We start from the raw sequence: 16660 nt of genomic DNA, 5'->3' as shown, positions 1-16660 counted from the left end.
TGGGAGGCAGGGCGTTTTCGCGCTTTCCGGGTCTGGCTACTTGGCCAGGCCCGACAGCACTTCAGTGAACTTCGCGGACGGACGCATCACCGAGGCAACCTTGGCTACATCCGGGTGGTAGTAACCGCCGATGTCCACCGGGGAGCCCTGGACTGCGAGGAGCTCGGCCACGATGGTGTCCTCGTTGGAGCTCAGCGCTGCGGAGACAGCGGCGAAATCGGCGGCCAGCTCGGCGTCGTCGGTCTGCTTGGCCAGTTCCTGGGCCCAGTACTTGGTCAGGTAGAAGTGGCTTCCGCGGTTGTCCAGCTCCCCCACCTTGCGGCGCGGGGACTTGTTCTCGAGCAGGAACGTGCCGGTGGCGCGGTCCAGGGTGTCGGCGAGGACCTGGGCACGCTTGTTTCCCGTGGTGGTGGCAAGGTGCTCGAAGCTGACTGCGAGGGCCAGGAACTCACCCAGGCTGTCCCAGCGCAGGTGGTTTTCGTTCAGCAGCTGCTGGACGTGCTTCGGGGCGGACCCGCCTGCACCGGTTTCGAAGAGGCCGCCGCCGTTGATCAGCGGGACCACAGAGAGCATCTTGGCGCTGGTGCCCAGTTCCAGGATGGGGAACAGGTCCGTGAGGTAGTCGCGGAGGACGTTGCCGGTCACCGAGATGGTGTCCTCGCCCTTGCGGATGCGCTCCAGTGTGAAGGCGGTGGCCTTCACCGGGGACATGATTTCGATCTGGAGGCCCTCGGTGTCGTGTTCCTTGAGGTATTCCTTGACCTTGGTGATCAGGTTGGCGTCGTGTGAGCGCTCCTCGTCCAGCCAGAACACGGCCGGAGTTTCGGAGGCACGGGCGCGGGTGACGGCCAGCTTGACCCAGTCACGGATCGGCACGTCCTTTGCCTGGCAGGCGCGCCAGATGTCGCCCGGTGCCACCTGGTGTTCGATCAGCACGGCACCCTTGCTGTCCACGAGCTGGACGGTGCCGGCGGACTGGATTTCGAAGGTCTTGTCGTGGCTGCCGTATTCCTCTGCGGCCTGTGCCATGAGGCCCACGTTCGGGACGGTGCCCATGGTGGTCGGGTCGAAGGCGCCGTTGGCGCGGCAGTCGTCGATGACAACCTGGTAGATGCCGGCGTAGCTGCTGTCCGGGAGGACCGCGAGCGTGTCAGCTTCGTTGCCGTCCGCGCCCCACATGTGGCCGGAGGACCGGATCATGGCGGGCATCGAAGCGTCAACGATGACGTCGCTGGGAACGTGCAGGTTGGTGATGCCCTTGTCAGAGTCCACCATCGCCAGTGCGGGGCCTTCTTCCAGGCCCTTCTTGATGGCAGCCTGTACGCCTTCGCGGACATCTTCGGGGAGCTCTTCGAGGCCGCCCAGGATGGATGCCAGGCCGTTGTTGGGGCTCAGGCCGGCGGCGGCGAGCTGCTCGCCGTAGGTGTCGAACAGTTCGGCGAAGTAGGCCTTGACCACGTGGCCGAAGATGATGGGGTCGGAGACCTTCATCATGGTGGCCTTGAGGTGGGCGGAGAAGAGCACACCCTCTTCCTTGGCACGGGCAACCTGGGCGGCCAGGAATTCATCCAGTGCAGCGGCGCGCATCACGGTGCCGTCAACCACTTCGCCGGCCAGGACGGGGAATCCGCGCTTCAGGACCTTGACGGTGCCGTCTTCCTTGACGAGCTGGATCTTGAGGGTGTCGTCAGCTTCGATGACCACGGACTTCTCGTTGGAGCGGAAGTCCTCGGCGCCCATGGTGGCCACGTTGGTCTTCGACTCCGGGCTCCATGCACCCATGGAGTGCGGGTTCTGGCGGGCGTAGTTCTTCACGGACAGCGGCGCGCGGCGGTCCGAGTTGCCTTCGCGCAGGACCGGGTTGACGGCCGAGCCCTTGATCTTGTCGTAGCGGGAGCGGATGTCCGTCTCGGTGTCGGAAGAGGGGTTGTCCGGGTAGTCCGGGAGGTCGTAGCCCTGGGCCTGGAGCTCGGCGATGGCCGCCTTCAGCTGCGGAATGGACGCGCTGATGTTGGGGAGCTTGATGATGTTGGCTTCCGGCTTCTTCGCCAGGTCGCCCAGTTCGGCCAGGGCATCGCTGATCCGCTGCTCTTCGGTGAGGTAGTCACCGAACACGGAGATGATGCGGCCAGAGAGGGAGATGTCGCGGGTCTCCACTTCCACACCGGCAGTCGACGCGTAGGCCTCGACAATCGGCAAGAACGAGTAGGTGGCCAGCATGGGCGCTTCGTCAGTGTGGGTATAGATAATCTTGGCCATTGCTTGGGCGTCTCCTGAAGGTATACATACATCTGGAACTCTGGCGTTATTTCAACATGCTTAACTTACCCGAGTAGGGCGGGTCGACGCCCATCGGGGCCGATGGGGACGCGTAGCATGACCCCGCCTACTGCCGACAGAGGACCCGGTAGCCCCGTCTGTAAATCTGCAATACAAGAGTCGTGTATTGCTTTACAAACTTGTCATGGCTGGGTAGGTTCATCTCCACCACTAACGGCGGCCACCATCTGAGGCCGCCGCATCACGACTGGTTAGGACAACCATGACGAAATCGAAGACTCTGGCCACCAGCCTTTTGAGCCTCTCGGCCGCGGCACTGCTTGCGGTCTGCGCAGCCGGCGGGGCCATGGCCTCACCCGCATCAGCCCAGGACGGCGGGCAGGTTGCCAGCCAGCCGGTGGACAGCACGAATGTCGCCAGCTACTGGACAGCCGACCGCATGCGCACAGCGGTTCCCGGCGATGTGCTGGCCAGCAAGGCCCTCCAGCGCGGCAACGCTTCGTCCGCCGCAGCAGTGGAAAAGGGTTCCAGCACCAAGATCGCGGGCAAGGCCGGCAAGGGCAAGACGCCGCTGCACACCGACGAGAATCCGGTGTCCCACATTGGCAAAGTCTTCTTCACCATGGGCGGCGGCAACTACGTCTGCTCGGGCAACTCTGTGGTTTCCAACAACAAGAACACCGTGTCCACGGCCGGCCACTGCCTCAATGAGGGACCGGGCGCGTTTGCCACCAACTTCATCTTCGTCCCCGCGTACCTCGACGGCGCCGCACCGTACGGCAAGTGGGCCGCCAAGGGCCTGTACACGCCCACCCAGTGGAGCTCTGCCGGCGACATGCAGTACGACACCGGATTCGCGGTGGTTTCCCAGCTCAACGGCCAGAATCTGGCCGACGTCGTGGGCGCATCGGGCGTCCAGTTCAACGCTGCCCGCGGCCTGGCCTACAAGTCCTACGGTTACCCCGCCGCCGCCCCGTTCGACGGCGCATCCCTGGTGAGCTGCACCGGGCCTGCAAGCAATGATCCGTACAGCCCGCAGTACCAGACCCAGGGCATCCCGTGCGACATGACCGGCGGTTCCTCGGGCGGTCCGTGGTTCATCGGCACCGGCTCCAGCGGCTACCAGAACTCGGTCAACAGCTACGGCTACGGCAGCCGGTCCGAGGTCATGTACGGTCCGTACTGGGGCTCCGTCATCCAGCAGGCGTACTCAAGTGCATCATCCGCGAACTGACAACCCGGAGCCTGCCGATGAGTGCGTGAGCCACAGCAGCATCAGCCGGGCCCCGGAGGAGATCATCGCCTACTGGACGCCGGAACGGATGGCCGAAGCGAAACCCCGGGAGGTCCGGTTGCCGGAATCGAACCCCGACACCGGGGCTGAACAGAGTAACTGAATTAACGACGACGGCGACCGTCCCCTTTTCGGGTTCGGTCGCCGTCGTACGTGGGTGGCAGCTGGGCCCACGCCGCCCGGGTTCCCTAGCCGAGCGCAGCGAGGTTAGGGAGGCGGTGGGGACTAGTGGAAGAAGTGGCGCGCACCCGTGAAGTACATGGTGATGCCCGCGGCGTTGGCCGCGGCGATGACCTCGTCATCCCGGACGGAACCGCCGGGCTGGACCACGGCGCGGACGCCGGCGTCGATCAGGATCTGCAGCCCGTCGGCGAACGGGAAGAACGCATCGGAGGCAGCGACGGCGCCGCGGGCACGCTGCGGGGCGGTGCTGGCGCCTGTTGCTGTCGTCCCGACGTTAGTGGCACCGCCGGCACCCTCCACATCCGAGCTCACCGTCACGCCCAGCGTGTTGGCGCGCTCGACGGCCAGCTTGCAGGAGTCGAGCCGGTTGACCTGGCCCATGCCGATGCCGACGGCGGCACCGTCGGAAGCCAGCAGGATGGCGTTGGACTTGGCGGCGCGGCAGGCCGTCCAGGCGAACGCCAGGTCGGCCAGCGTGGCGGCGTCAGCGGCTTCGCCGGCGGCGAGGGTCCAGTTGGCGGGGTTGTCGCCGTCGGCGTCCACCTTGTCGGAGATCTGGACGAGCACGCCGCCCGAGACCTGGCGGATTTCAGCAGGGTAGCGGCCATAGCCCTCCGGCAGGGACAGGAGGCGGATGTTCTTCTTCTTGGAGAGGATCTCCACGGCTTCCGGCTCGAAACCGGGTGCGATGACCACTTCGGTGAAGATTCCGGCCACGGTGCTGGCCATGCCGGCGGTGACCGTGCGGTTGGCCGCGATGACGCCGCCGAACGCGGAGACAGGGTCGCAGGCGTGCGCCTTGGCGTGGGCATCGGCGATGGGGTCGGCAGCATCCGCGGATCCGACGGCCACGCCGCAGGGGTTGGCGTGCTTGATGATGGCCACGGCGGGCTCGGCGAAGTCGAAGGCTGCGCGGAGGGCGGCGTCAGCGTCAACGAAGTTGTTGTAGCTCATCGCCTTGCCGTGGATCTGGTCGGCCTGGGCGATGCCCGCGGGAGCGGCCTTGTCGACGTACAGTGCGGCCTGCTGGTGCGGGTTTTCGCCGTAGCGGAGGACCTCGGAGCGTTCCAGCGCGAGGCCGGCGTAGGCGGGCCAGTCGATGACGCCGTCGCCGTCCTCATCGAGGAACTGGCTGGCGGTCCAGGTGGCCACGGCGTTGTCGTAGGTGGCGGTGTGCGCGAAGGCCTTGGCAGCCAGGCGCTGGCGGGTCTTCAGGTCGAAGCCGCCCTCGGCGGCGGCGCGGACAACGTTGCCGTAGAACGTGGGGTCCACCACGATGGTGACGGCGGCGTGGTTCTTCGCTGCGGAGCGCACCATGGCGGGGCCTCCGATGTCGATCTGCTCGACGACGTCGTCCTGCGCTGCACCGGACTTCACGGTCTCGACGAACGGGTACAGGTTCACGACGACGAGGTCGAATGCCTCGATCTCCATGCCGGCCAGCGTTTCCATGTGGGCCGGGACGCGGCGGTCGGCCAGGATGCCGCCGTGGACGCGCGGGTGGAGCGTCTTGACACGGCCGTCCAGCATCTCAGGGGAGCCTGTGACTTCCTCGACTTCCTGCACCGGGATGCCTGCGGCGGCGATCTTCTTGGCGGTGGAGCCGGTGGAAACGATCTTGACGCCTGCTTCGTGCAGGCCCTTGGCGAGCTCCTCCAGACCGGTCTTGTCGTAGACCGAGATCAGGGCTCGGCGGATGGGAACACGGTCTAGCTGCGTAAAGCTCACAAAGGTCTCCGTCTTTTGACACGGTGGGTGCCGCGGTTGGGTGGGGATGTGGCCAGTTTATCGCGTCCCGCGGGATGCCCTTCCTGCGCGCCCGAGTGTGAAGGCTGCGCAGGGTGCGCAGGCCTGCGCACGGACCCCGCCGTGCAACGTAGAGTTTTCACAGGAGGCCGAGATGAATACTTACACCACTGTGCCCAGCGGCGAACAAGTGGTCCAGGAACTGCCGTGGCGATGGAAAGTCCAGGGGCGGATCTTCCTGATCGGCGGCCTGGGCTTCATGTTCGATGCGTGGGACGTGACGCTGAACGGGATCCTCATTCCGCTGCTGTCCACGCACTGGGCGCTGTCCCCCGGCGAAGTTGCGTGGGTAGGGACGTCCAACCTGATCGGCATGGCGCTCGGAGCCTTTGTGTGGGGCACCATCGCGGACACGATCGGGCGCAAAAAGGCCTTCACGGCCACGCTGCTGATCTTCTCCCTGTTCACGGTCCTGGGTGCCTTCTCCCCCGACTTCGTCTGGTTCTGCGTGTTCCGCTTCATGGCCGGATTCGGGCTGGGCGGGTGCATCCCGGTGGACTATGCCCTGGTGGGTGAGTTCACGCCACGGAAACAGCGCGGCAAGGTCCTCACGGCGATGGACGGCTGGTGGCCCGTGGGTGCGGCCCTCGCCGGCTTCGTTTCGGCGGGCCTGGTGGCCGTATTTGGCGACTGGCGGCTGACCATGCTGGTGATGGTGCTGCCGGCGCTGCTGGTGTTCTGGGTGCGGCGCAGCGTGCCGGAGTCGCCGCTGTTCCTCATCCGCAAGGGCCGCCGCGACGAGGCGGCCAAAGTCATTGACGACCTGGTCAAGGCCACGGGTGCCGAGCCCCGCGCCTACAGCCTCCCGGACGCTCAGGACGCGCCGCGCCTCTCCGCCGGCAGCGCCTGGTTCCAGCTGGTCCGCGTCTGGCGGTTCAACTGGAAGATCACGGCGGCCGCCTGGTCCCTGTTCTTCAGTATCCTGCTGGTCTACTACCTGTCCCTGACGTGGATGCCGAGGATCCTGATCGGCGCCGGCTTCCAGGACTACAAGGCCTTCCTCACCACCGCATCCATGGCCGCCGTCGGCCTCCTCGGCGTGGTGGTGGCAGCAGTGCTGGTCGAGCGCGTGGGCCGCAAGTGGATCCTGGCGATCACCGGACCGCTGTCCGCGGTGACCCTGGTGATTGTGGCGTTCGTAGTGGACATCCCGTCCGCCGCCGTGTTCTGGCTGCTGGTGTTCGGGTTCATCGTGCAGGTCGCCATCCCCGTGCTGTACACCTATGTCTCCGAGCTGTATCCCACGGACCTGCGCGGCACGGGCTTCGGCTGGGCGTCGACGTTCTCCCGGCTCGGGGCAGGCTTCGGTCCGTTGATCTTCGCCTCGGTCCTGTGGCCGCAGCTGGGCCTGGCGACGTCCTTCGCGCTGGCCGGCGGACTGGTCCTGCTGTCGGTGCTGTGGATGGCGTTCTTCTCCCCCGAGACCAAGCAGCAGACGCTGACGTAGGCGGGCTTCGCTTTCCTCTCCCCTTCCCAACTGACTCGCAGTTAACGTCGTCATTCGCGCTTTTCACGACATTAACTGCCAGTCACTTGGGCACCCAGCCGCGGCTGAGGAGTGCTGCGCGGACCTTCGCTACGGCGGACCTCGCTCCGTTCTCCATGTGGCGTTTGGATATCCGGACGAGGGTCCATCCTGCCCAGGCGAAGTCCTCCTCGCGGGCGATGTCCCGGACGATCTGCGCTGCATCGGAATGGCCCTCGCCTTCGTACTCCACTGCCACCTTGTGTTCCGGATAGCTCAGATCAGGTTGACGCACGACGCCGGCATGCAGCTCTGTGGGCATGTTCAGTTCCGGCTCGGGCAGACCGGCACTTTCCAGCGCCAGCCGCAGCCGGGTCTCCGGTGCAGAATCGGCTCCCACCCGTGCCTGTTCCAAGGCAAGCCGGGCCTTTCGAATGCCGGGGGTTCCTTTATGCCGGTCCAGCATGTCCGCCAGCTCTTCCAGCGTGGCATGTGGCTCCGTCCGCCCCTCGAATTCGGGCCGCGGAATCCTCACGAGGTGGTCCGCAACCACGGTCAGTTCGTCAATGCCCATCTTCCGTGAGCAATCCAGCCACGTCCGCGCACGGCTGGTAATCAGCACTCCATCCAGGCTGACAACTTCGTCCGGGAAGAACTGTCCGACATGCCCCACTACGCCTCTCCGTCGCGGAATGGCCATGGCATCGGGCCGCGAGATATGTATCCGACCATCGTCCTGACCAGGGAGAAACCCCGGAAAGTCCCACAGCGTGAAGGCCGTGGCATGGGACGCGGCCGAAAAGGGTGTGACGATCGTGTAGGGCCGGACTACGCCGAGGCGCTCCAAGGGCACAGCATCACTCGGGATGCGAACGCCGCGGCTTGGGACGCGCAGCATTCGATACCTTAATCGCCCTGGGCTCACGCCGGCGTCGGCTGCTTCGTAGACAGTGAAGGGCATTTCGCCCAGCCCGAACGGCAGTGGGCTCGGATCTCGCATTCCTCATGATTGCAATTCCGGAGCACCGACTCAGAAGTTATCCACAGGTTAGCCCCGCTTCACCCAACTGACTGGCAGTTAACGTCGTCAAAACCGCGTTTCACGACGTTAATTGCGAGTCAGTTGGGCTGGAAGGGAAGGCGAAGCTCACGCGGCGGCGAGTTGCGCCAGGGTCGAGACCAGGAGCCTGCGCTCCACCACCTTGATGCGTTCGTGCAGGGTGTCCTCGGTGTCGTCGTCGCGGATGGCCACAGCTTCCTGGGCGATGATGGGGCCGGTGTCCACGCCGGCGTCGGCCCAGTGCACCGTGCAGCCGGTGACTTTGACGCCGTAGGCCATGGCATCGCGGACGCCGTGCGCTCCGGGGAAAGCGGGCAGCAGGGCGGGGTGGGTGTTGAGGTATTTGCCCTCGAACGCGTCGATGAAGTCCGGGCTGACGATCCGCATGAAGCCGGAGGACACCACCACGTCGGGCTCATACGCGGCCACGGCTTCCGTCAGCGCCGCGTTCCAGTCCGCACGATCGGCGTAGGCCTTGAAGTCCACCACGAACGTCGGGATTCCGGCGGCCGCCGAACGTTCCACACCATAGGTCCCCGGCCGGTCCGCACCGACGGCGGCGATCTCCACGTCCAGCTCGCCCGCCTTGACGGCGTCGATGACAGCCTGGAGGTTGGAGCCGGTACCGGATACGAGGACAACGATGCGCATGGCTCTAGCTTATGGGGCCGCTCGCGTAGGCTGGAAAACATGAACCCCCCGAAGGACCCCGCAAGTCCCCAGCAGACCCGGCAACCCCTCAGCGATGCTGCGAAGGCGTCACTGTCGAAGACTCACAACCTGTTCCGCATTTTCATTGTTGCCGTCCTGGGCTCCTTCTTCGTCTACCAGGTGGACGTCGCGTACCTGTGGCTGGCGGCCATCCTCACGGCCGCGAGCATCGTGCTCGGAATCGTGGTCCTGGTCCGCGCCATCAGGCTGAAGGAATCCAAGCTGGTGCTTTTCGGGACCATTTCGGGGCTGGTGGTTTCGGCGGTGATGGTGCTGCTGGTCCTGTTCACCGCCGCGTTCTTCAACCCGGTCCAGGAATTCCAGCAGTGCTCCCGCAATGCGCTCACCCAGCAGGCCACGAGCCAGTGCCAGACGCAGCTTGAGAAGTCACTCCCCACCCAGCTCCGCTGAGCAGCCGGCTGATCGGCCGGCTGATCGGCCGGCTGATCGGCCGGCTGGTCATCCGAAGGTAGCGCCCGACGGCGGGGCCCTCAGGGCTGCGACGGTTCCAGGTCCGCTTCGCGCAGCTTCTGCTGGCGTTCCAGCCAGGGTCCCGCCGCGTAGCCGATGACGACGCCGATGCCCACCTCTGCGGCCACCCACAGCGAGGTGCTCAGCGGGTCCGGGCCGATGTCCGTGAGGCGGCCGAGTCCGGCCGATCCGCGGGCCACCCAGGCCAGGCCGCCGGCCAGCAGTCCCGCTGACGCGCCGATGATCGCGCCAAGGACCAGGGTTGAGGCCGATGCCGTGAACCAGCGGGCCCGGACCTTGATGGACAGCCATTCGTCGAAGTGGTTTTCGCCTTCGCGCAGGAACCACCAGCCGGCCAGGGCACCGGCGAGGACCGGCACCACGAGCGCCACGAAGCCGTAATCCAGCGGTCCGGAGGGCAGCGCGGCGAACACGGGGATGGATGGCAGCGGGCCGACAGCGGTTCCGAGCGGCCCCGCCTGCGAACCGACGCCCAGGGCGAAGCCGGAGCCGGACGTCCAGGCGAGCGCAAAGATGGCCAGGTTGGGGATGAAGCCGAGTTGCGCGATGGTGAGCACGGCACCGCCCATGGCGCCGGCGTCGAGCCCTTCATAGACCGCGATCACCAGGTCCCAGTGGATAAACAGGTCCACGGCGAGAAGCGCCGCGGACATGCTGAACGCTGCCATCAGCGCCACGAACCCGGCCTTGATCGAGGAACCCAGGTAGGACCCTGCCCAGCGGGAATGCTGGCTGGTCCGGGCAATCCAGTCCACGGCGTCGACGCCGATCAGCCGGCTCCAGGATCCGGCTTCACGCCGGGCGCCCACCACCATGCCCAGGCCGAACGGAATCAGGGGCACCAGCCCGGCGAACCACAGGAAGATGGCGACGTCGTCCGTGCGGCACACAAACCCCGTGGCCATGCCGAACCCGCCGTAAACCAGCCACGAACCCAGCAGCGCCTGCCAGAGCTGGTCCGTGTAGGAGGCGCGGGCCAGGCGCCGGCCGGCCCGCCACGCCAGCAGGAACGGTATGAGGGTGAGTCCCAGCGGGATGAGGGACAGCGTGCCCGATTCGGACTGCGCCGCAGCTTCCCCTGCCACTGTGGTCAGGCCCAGCGGCACGCCATGGATCAGGAGCCAGGCCTGGCCGCCGAGCCGTGCCAGTGCATCGAAGTTGTTGTTCTGGAATCCGGCCGTTGCCCACACTGCCACGATGGGTGCCAGCACCACCAGCGCGGAGATGACCGCCGCCTGCGCTGACTCAAGCGCTCCCTGCAGCCACAAGGGCATGGGAATGCCACGGTCTCCGGTCTGATCAGCGCGCAGTTTCATCGTGTTCCATGGTGTCACGGGAGGCGCCCGGGGCCCGTCCGCGACAGGCTCAAACCGCGGAGTTACCAGAGCTGTTACCAGAGCTCGTAGTTGTCCTTGCTGATCATGAAGCCGTGCCCGGTCCGCAGATGCGCGCAGGTCATGGCGGCCGTCGCCCGTTCGCACACCATGTTTCCCAGCCGCACCGTCTGGCCGTCCTGGATCCACGGCCCCGGGAACGCCGGCCCGGCCACTTCCTCGGCCTCCATGGGGGACGTTCCGTTGCCGCACAGTCCGTACTGGGCGCCGCCGTCGAGCGTCACCACCGCATAGCCGCCGTAGTACTCGCTGTGTCCGGTGCACTGGCCCTTGATATCGCCGGGGCGGGGCGCGACGTCACTGAGCAGGTGGCAGGCCGCGCCGTCCGCGTCGATGGAGCACTGCATGTCCTTGCTGGCCGACTGCACCACCACGGGCAGCGGCGCGGCCCACGGCTGTGCGTTCACCTTGGGCAGGAGCTGCTCGGCCCGGTTGAGCGGACGGGAATTGGCCTTGGAGGTGGCCGGCGGCGGCACCGCCGCCTGGGAAGCAGCGTCCGACGGCGGGTCCCCCACCCCGGCCTCGTCTTCGGCCGTCTCGTCGCTCATTCGCAGCGCCCCCAGGGCGGGGGCCTTGCCGGCGGGGACGGCCACGCTGCAGCCGGCGGCGGACAGCAGCACGGCGGCGGCCACGAGGGTTCGGAGAATCACGGTTACAGGGCGCATGGTCCTGCAAGTTCAGCAGAATGGGGCGGTTCTGTCGCTGGGCAGAAGTCCCCATGCCCCGAGCGCTTTTTTCATTACTCAGCCGTAAAATTGGAATGTCCGCAATCAGTGGTTGGAGGCAGAAAAATGACTACCGCATCCCCACATGCACATGGCGTTCACTTTGGGCGTACGGATGTCCAGAACGTTGGCATGGGTGTAGGTATTGTCCTGATGTTGGTGGGTGTCCTGGCGTTCATCCCGGGCATTACCCAGCAGTACAGCGAACTCAGGTTCTTTGGGCCCGATTCGCACGCCATGTTCCTTAGCCTGTTCCAGGTATCCATGCTGCTGAACATCGTGCAGCTGGTCATCGGTGCAACGGGCTGGGCGATGTCCCGCAGTGGAATGGGTGCCCGGAACTTCCTCATGGGCTTTGGTGCGCTGTACATCGTCCTCAGCATCTTCGGGCTCAGTGTCGGAGTGGATTCGGCGGCCAATTTCCTGTCGCTGAACACTATGGATAACTGGACCCACATGGTGCTGGGCGTGCTGATGATTGGCGCCGGCTGGATCCTCTCGAGGCATCTGGCCGAGGACCGCAGGTAACCCGGATCGCGTAAGCCGGGACATAAGGAGCCGCTAATGAGGAACGATTCATAGCAATCTGAAATGTTTTAACCACCGGTTGGTGCAGTTGCCCTGCGTAGTTGCAGGCGGCTGCACCAGCTTTTTGCGTTAAGGGAGCCCCATTGCGCTGAAGGGGCCGACGGCGGACCGTGAGCAGACCAGCTACCCGAGGGCGAACGGTCGCTCTACATCTACCCGTCCGAATGCGTGGACTGCGGCGCGTGCGATCCGGTGTGCCCGGTGGAGGCCATCTACTACGCGGACGATGTTCCGGATGAGTGGGCGGACTATATCCGGGCAAACGTGGAGTTCTTCGAGGAGCTGGGGTCCCCGCAGGGTGCCTCGTCCCTCGGTAACCTGGGTCGCGACCATCCGGTGATCGCAGCCCATCCGGTGGCCGAACCCGCCCACTAGAAGCGCGAACGGACACTTGAGCCCCACCGAAAAGACTGCCGCTTCCTCAGACCCCAACTGAGGGAGCGGCTTTTTCGCGCTTCAAGGCCGTTGCCGCAGGCAAATATCGCCCAGACTCTGGACTCTTGGGCGGGCGCCAATCAGACTGTCTACAACAGCTGGCCCGGCAGGCCGGAATTACCCGCATTCAAGCCGGCAGGGAATATGCAGCTGCATCAATTGGGGCTTTACCGCGATGCCTGTTCCATAACCCCGAAAGGACCTGGTCATGCCGGACTTGTCAGCATTCTTCCCGCTAATTGCCGCCCTCATTGGGGCGATTCTCGTCATTGTTTTTATTTGGGTGGCAATAAAACTGATGTGGAAAGTGGCTGAACCCAACGAGGCCCTCATCATCTCCGGACTGACGCGCGGAACCCTGGAAACCCGGGCCGGAATGGACTTCAAGATCGTCACGGGCAAGGGTGCGTTGGTATTCCCCGGACTTCAGACCGTCCGCACTTTGTCGCTCACGCTGAATGAAACTGAGCTCAAAGTTTCGTGTGTTACCTCGCAGGGCATCCAAGTGACTGTGGAAGGTATCGTGATTTACAAAATCGGTGATGCGCCGCCCTTCATTGCAAATGCTGCCAGGCGATTCCTCGGCCAGCAGCCCAAAATGCAAAGCCAGGTCTACAACGTGTTCGAGGGCCACCTGCGGTCAATCATCGGCAGCATGACGATGGAGGAAATCATCCGCGAACGGGACAAGCTTGCCTCGCTGGTCCGCAGCGCCAGCGGCGTGGAGATGGAGAAGCTTGGCCTGGTGGTGGATTCGCTCCAGATCAAGGACCTGCAGGATCCCACAGGGTACATCCAGAACATAGCCAAGCCGCACATTGCCCAGGTGAAGATGGAAGCCCGCATCGCCGAGGCCACCAGGAACCGCGAGGCCGCGGAGAAGGAAGCGGAGGCGGCGGCGCTCATCGCAGACGCCCAAAGCGTTTCGGCCATCCGGCAGTCGGTGGCGCAGGCCAACGCCGAACGGGCCAAGGCCAATGCCGCCCAGGCCGGCCCCTTGGCGGACGCAACGGCGCGCCAGCAGGTGGTGGTCCAGGAAACCGAAGTGGCCAAGCTTGAGGCGGACCGTGAAGAGCAGAAGCTTCAGACCACCATCCGCAAGCCCGCCGACGCCAAGGCCTACGCCAAACGCACGGATGCCGAAGGCCAGAAGGCAGCCGACATCAGCGCCGCCGAGGCACTTGCCCGCCGCACCGAACTCGAAGCCCAGGTGAACGCCCGGCGGACGGAACTCCAGGCCCAGGCCAATGCCACCGCAGCGGCGGCCGCGGCCGGCGCCACCAAGGTCACCGGCGAGGCTGAGGCCGCAGCCACCCGAGCGCGCGGTGAGGCTGCCGCGTCGGCCATCAAGGCGAAGGCGCTGGCCGAGGCGGATGGCATCAAGGCCCGCGCCGAGGCACTCGGGACCAATCAGGACGCCGTCATTTCGCAGCAGCTTGCCGAGAACATGCCGGCCATCATCGCCGCGGCAGCTGAGCCGTTCTCGCACGTGGGCCAGATGACGGTGCTGAACGGCGGCGAAGGCGTCAACCGGATGCTCGGCGGGATCCTCGCCCAGGTGGGCGACTACCTGCCTGCCCTTTCTTCCGCGCTCAAAAACTCACGGAAAGCCTCCGCTCAAGGCGACGGCAGGCACCCGGCGAAAGCCCCCGATGCGTAAAAACGTTGACCGCAGCCTCACCGGGAAGATCGGGCGGGTGACCGGGCGCATCGGCCCGGGCACCATCGGCGAAGTCATGCTGCCTTATCTCGGCGGCATCATGGCCTTCCATGCACACCCGTTCGACAAGGTCAGTGAGTTTCCGGTGGGCGACGAAGTGCTGGTCATCTACTATGATCCGCCGCAGACGGTCTACGTGGACGAGCTTCCGGAGGTGTTAAGGCACGACGGCGGGCGGTGAGTCAGGCTTCGCGTCAGCTTCACTTCACGCCAGCGAAAGGACGAAGGAGAGGACAAAGCCGGCGGCTGTGCTGAGCGCCACGGCCGGACCGCCGTGTTCGAACGCCTCGGGCATCAGCGTGTCGGCGAGCGAGGCGATCACGGCACCGGCGGCGAACGCCAAGGGCAGCGAGATGGTTCGCGGGTCGCTGCCGGACAACGGCCCGGCACCGACCACGACGGCGATCACCAGCAGGGCGGCGCAAACCGACCAGAGACCCATGATGGAGCCCGCGGACCTGCCCTGGCTGCGCATCGACGAGGCTCCCACCAGCGCTTCGGGCAGGTTCGAGACGAAGATGGCCGCGAGCAAGGCAAGCCCCCCGGTGCCTTCACCCAGGGAGACGCCAAGGGCTATGTTCTCGGGAACACCGTCAAGGGTGACGGCGGCGAGCAGTGCCATGCCGGCAGCGCCTCGGGTGGAGACCTTGCCGGCCGGGCGGTCGGAAGCGGCAGCGTCCGTGTCCAGTTTGGCACTGCCCCTGAACTCATCTGCCGGCGTTGCCTGGGAACCGGGCTGTGCCCAGCGGTCGAGGATTGCGCTCAGCGCGGTGAACACTATGGCGCCCACCATGAGACCAATCGCGGCCCGGACGATCCCGCCCCGCTCGTAAGCGTCCTCAAAAAGCTCGAAAGTCAACGCTGTTATCAGGGCGCCCGCGGCGAAGGACAGGAGGATGGCAAGAAGGCGCTTGGGGAGCTCGAACCGTGCACCGATGAATGCACCCAACACCAGCGCGCTGGATGCCACAACACCGAACAGCAGCGATGTCGACATCCCGTCAGTATAGGAGCCGTGCTGTCCGTGCAACAGGGCCGTGACGTTGCGGCTTTACCCGTGTCAACCGAGGTCAGAACCGCCACACGGAGTAGGGAACGCTGGGCAGGTTTCCGGCCATCCACGGGCGGTCGGACTGCTCACGCGGAAGCTGCCCGCGGCCGTCGCGAATGACCACCACCACCGTTCCGATGACCCCTACGAGGGCAACAACGGCGAGGAAAAGAAGGACGACGACGATTGGCCCGGACATTTCTGTAACACCTCTATTTACAATTTTACGTCCGTCTGATCCGGCTGCCGATGGACCAGAGCCCAGCACAGCGGCACGGCGCCCGACAACAATCCTGGGCCCGTAAGCGCGGAGGTCTGGACGGCGGACAGCACCGGGCGTATCCTGATCTTCCATTGCCACTGGGGGGTGATCTGGATGGGCGGCACTTTGCGTGATTGTTGCCTGGTTGCCCTGCGCCCATTTCTGTTCGCCGTCCTGCTGACCGTTGCCTGGTTAGCGTGGGCCGCTGGCTCCGCGAACGCCGCATCCGAAGACCCGAACCCGCTGGCCGCGATCGAGCAGGGAACAGTCTCACTGCTCCAAGAGACCGGCAGCACGCTTGCACCGGCAATCAAGGATGTTCCAGCCCCGGTCGCCGCTGTGCCGTTTCCGGTCTCCGGCACAGCGACGGCCGTGGTTGACGTCGTGGACCCGGTACTCGGCGAGGCTAGTGACGCGGTGGCCGCTGAAGTGAACAAGGCCGCTCCGCCGCCCAGCGACACCGACAAGGTGCCTGCCGACACAGTCACCGACACAGTGAGCGACACGGCCGACACAGTCGTCTCAGGGGTGGATTCGCTGGCACCGTCGTTGCCGGGCGTTCAGCCGACGCTGCCGGTTCCCACGGTGCCAATTCCTACTGTTCCGGGACCACAGGTTCCGCTGCCGGAGACACCGGTGCACATACCGGAAGTGACTGTCCCCGGGCGTTCGCCCGTGACAACCGTGCCGCGGCCGGGCTTTGACGCGGTGACGGAGGCACCTGCCGGCATCGACCTTGAGACAACCGCCCGGTCCGTTTCGCATACGGCCAGGCACACCGGCGCCGCCCAGCAGCCGGCACGGCGCGCGGTTTCGCCGCTGGAGTTCCTGGCCAATACGCAGGCGCTACGTGCGATGGCGGCAACCATCGGCTACGCGGTTTCTGCAGCGCCGGCGCCGGCCAACGCGCCGGAACCCGAACGGGTATTCCGCTTCGCCGTGCTGCAGAACCAGTCCGGTTCCGCAGCGGCAGGTACCGGCAGTGCCGGTGCCGAGGCTTCGTCCGATGTCGCGGAGTTCTGGAGCAATCGGCACGATGACCTCTGCGGCCTCATGCCCGACGCGGCCCTGATTCTTGCCGCCAGCCCGTCATTTGATCCGGGGTCTTCCCCCGACTGAGAAGGTCATCTCTGCCTCTTTTAGGCAGAGCATGGCCACCGACGCCGTCGGCGTACGGAATTAAAAACTCAGTCA

At 65.5% G+C, this 16660-nt stretch carries 16 protein-coding genes and 1 pseudogene; 9 read left to right on the top strand and 8 right to left on the bottom strand.

All coding sequences use genetic code 11. The features are described 5' to 3' along the window. Positions 1–36: 36 nt before the first annotated feature. The gene (locus tag J2S97_RS19420; protein WP_307051577.1) at positions 37–2259 is read right to left on the bottom strand and encodes an NADP-dependent isocitrate dehydrogenase; all 2223 of its coding nucleotides are present in this window, start codon (positions 2257–2259) and stop codon (positions 37–39) included. A gap of 283 nt (positions 2260–2542) precedes the next feature. Between J2S97_RS19420 and J2S97_RS19415 the strand changes: the two genes are divergently transcribed. After that, on the top strand, positions 2543–3514 hold the full coding sequence (locus tag J2S97_RS19415) for a trypsin-like serine peptidase (protein WP_307051576.1): 972 nt from the start codon (positions 2543–2545) through the stop codon (positions 3512–3514). Positions 3515–3539: 25 nt separating this feature from the next. After that, a complete protein-coding gene (locus tag J2S97_RS19410; RefSeq protein WP_307051575.1) occupies positions 3540–3677 on the top strand; it encodes a hypothetical protein in 138 nt (45 codons plus the stop codon). A gap of 122 nt (positions 3678–3799) precedes the next feature. Here J2S97_RS19410 and purH read toward each other — a convergent pair whose 3' ends face one another. Next, positions 3800–5485 carry a bifunctional phosphoribosylaminoimidazolecarboxamide formyltransferase/IMP cyclohydrolase gene (gene purH / locus J2S97_RS19405; protein WP_307051574.1) on the bottom strand — a complete coding sequence of 562 codons (1686 nt, stop codon included), beginning with the start codon at positions 5483–5485 and terminating at the stop codon, positions 3800–3802. 172 nt (positions 5486–5657) lie between these two features. Here purH and J2S97_RS19400 point away from each other — a divergent pair, with 172 nt between their 5' ends. Continuing rightward, positions 5658–7010, top strand: a complete 1353-nt coding sequence (locus tag J2S97_RS19400; RefSeq protein WP_307051573.1) for an MFS transporter — start codon at positions 5658–5660, stop codon at positions 7008–7010. Between the two features lie 82 nt (positions 7011–7092). Here the strand turns inward: J2S97_RS19400 and J2S97_RS19395 are convergent, their stop codons facing one another. Continuing rightward, entirely contained in the window at positions 7093–7701 is a 609-nt protein-coding gene (locus tag J2S97_RS19395; protein WP_307051572.1) for a hypothetical protein, read from the bottom strand. Positions 7702–8175: 474 nt separating this feature from the next. Continuing rightward, a complete protein-coding gene (gene purN, locus J2S97_RS19390) occupies positions 8176–8739 on the bottom strand; it encodes a phosphoribosylglycinamide formyltransferase (protein WP_307051571.1) in 564 nt (187 codons plus the stop codon). Positions 8740–8778: 39 nt separating this feature from the next. Here purN and J2S97_RS19385 point away from each other — a divergent pair, with 39 nt between their 5' ends. Continuing rightward, positions 8779–9210 (top strand): hypothetical protein, encoded by a 432-nt coding sequence (locus tag J2S97_RS19385; protein ID WP_307051570.1) that lies wholly within the window; start codon positions 8779–8781, stop codon positions 9208–9210. A gap of 80 nt (positions 9211–9290) precedes the next feature. On the opposite strand, the gene J2S97_RS19380 is transcribed toward J2S97_RS19385, so the two are convergent. Both J2S97_RS19380 and J2S97_RS19375 read right to left on the bottom strand, forming a co-directional pair. After that, the gene (locus J2S97_RS19380) at positions 9291–10607 is read right to left on the bottom strand and encodes a cell division protein PerM (RefSeq protein WP_307051569.1); all 1317 of its coding nucleotides are present in this window, start codon (positions 10605–10607) and stop codon (positions 9291–9293) included. 74 nt (positions 10608–10681) lie between these two features. Continuing rightward, the gene (locus tag J2S97_RS19375) at positions 10682–11350 is read right to left on the bottom strand and encodes a hypothetical protein (RefSeq protein WP_307051568.1); all 669 of its coding nucleotides are present in this window, start codon (positions 11348–11350) and stop codon (positions 10682–10684) included. A gap of 126 nt (positions 11351–11476) precedes the next feature. Here J2S97_RS19375 and J2S97_RS19370 point away from each other — a divergent pair, with 126 nt between their 5' ends. The 4 genes and pseudogenes from J2S97_RS19370 (at position 11477) to J2S97_RS19355 (ending at position 14334) form a co-directional block, all read left to right on the top strand. Further along, on the top strand, positions 11477–11938 hold the full coding sequence (locus tag J2S97_RS19370) for a DUF4383 domain-containing protein (protein ID WP_307051567.1): 462 nt from the start codon (positions 11477–11479) through the stop codon (positions 11936–11938). A gap of 177 nt (positions 11939–12115) precedes the next feature. Then, positions 12116–12373 (top strand): annotated as a pseudogene (locus J2S97_RS19365) (4Fe-4S dicluster domain-containing protein); the annotation flags it as partial. A 268-nt stretch (positions 12374–12641) separates the two neighbouring features. Continuing rightward, positions 12642–14093 (top strand): flotillin family protein, encoded by a 1452-nt coding sequence (locus J2S97_RS19360; protein ID WP_307051566.1) that lies wholly within the window; start codon positions 12642–12644, stop codon positions 14091–14093. Then, positions 14086–14334 (top strand): hypothetical protein, encoded by a 249-nt coding sequence (locus J2S97_RS19355; RefSeq protein ID WP_307051565.1) that lies wholly within the window; start codon positions 14086–14088, stop codon positions 14332–14334. The genes J2S97_RS19360 and J2S97_RS19355 overlap by 8 nt, the downstream gene beginning before the upstream one ends. Before the next feature lie 24 nt (positions 14335–14358). Here J2S97_RS19355 and J2S97_RS19350 read toward each other — a convergent pair whose 3' ends face one another. Together J2S97_RS19350 and J2S97_RS19345 are read right to left on the bottom strand one after the other, a co-directional pair. Next, positions 14359–15150, bottom strand: coding sequence for a ZIP family metal transporter (locus J2S97_RS19350; protein ID WP_307051564.1), 792 nt, complete (start codon positions 15148–15150; stop codon positions 14359–14361). Positions 15151–15223: 73 nt separating this feature from the next. After that, on the bottom strand, positions 15224–15403 hold the full coding sequence (locus tag J2S97_RS19345; RefSeq protein WP_307051563.1) for a hypothetical protein: 180 nt from the start codon (positions 15401–15403) through the stop codon (positions 15224–15226). A 177-nt stretch (positions 15404–15580) separates the two neighbouring features. Between J2S97_RS19345 and J2S97_RS19340 the strand changes: the two genes are divergently transcribed. After that, complete coding sequence (locus tag J2S97_RS19340; RefSeq protein WP_307051562.1) at positions 15581–16585, top strand: hypothetical protein; 1005 nt, start codon at positions 15581–15583, stop codon at positions 16583–16585. The last annotated feature ends 75 nt before the right edge of the window (positions 16586–16660 follow it).

The organism is Arthrobacter oryzae (assembly GCF_030812315.1).
Taxonomy (GTDB): Bacteria; Actinomycetota; Actinomycetes; order Actinomycetales; family Micrococcaceae; genus Arthrobacter; species Arthrobacter oryzae_B.
This window is presented reverse-complemented; position numbering and strand designations above follow the sequence as displayed.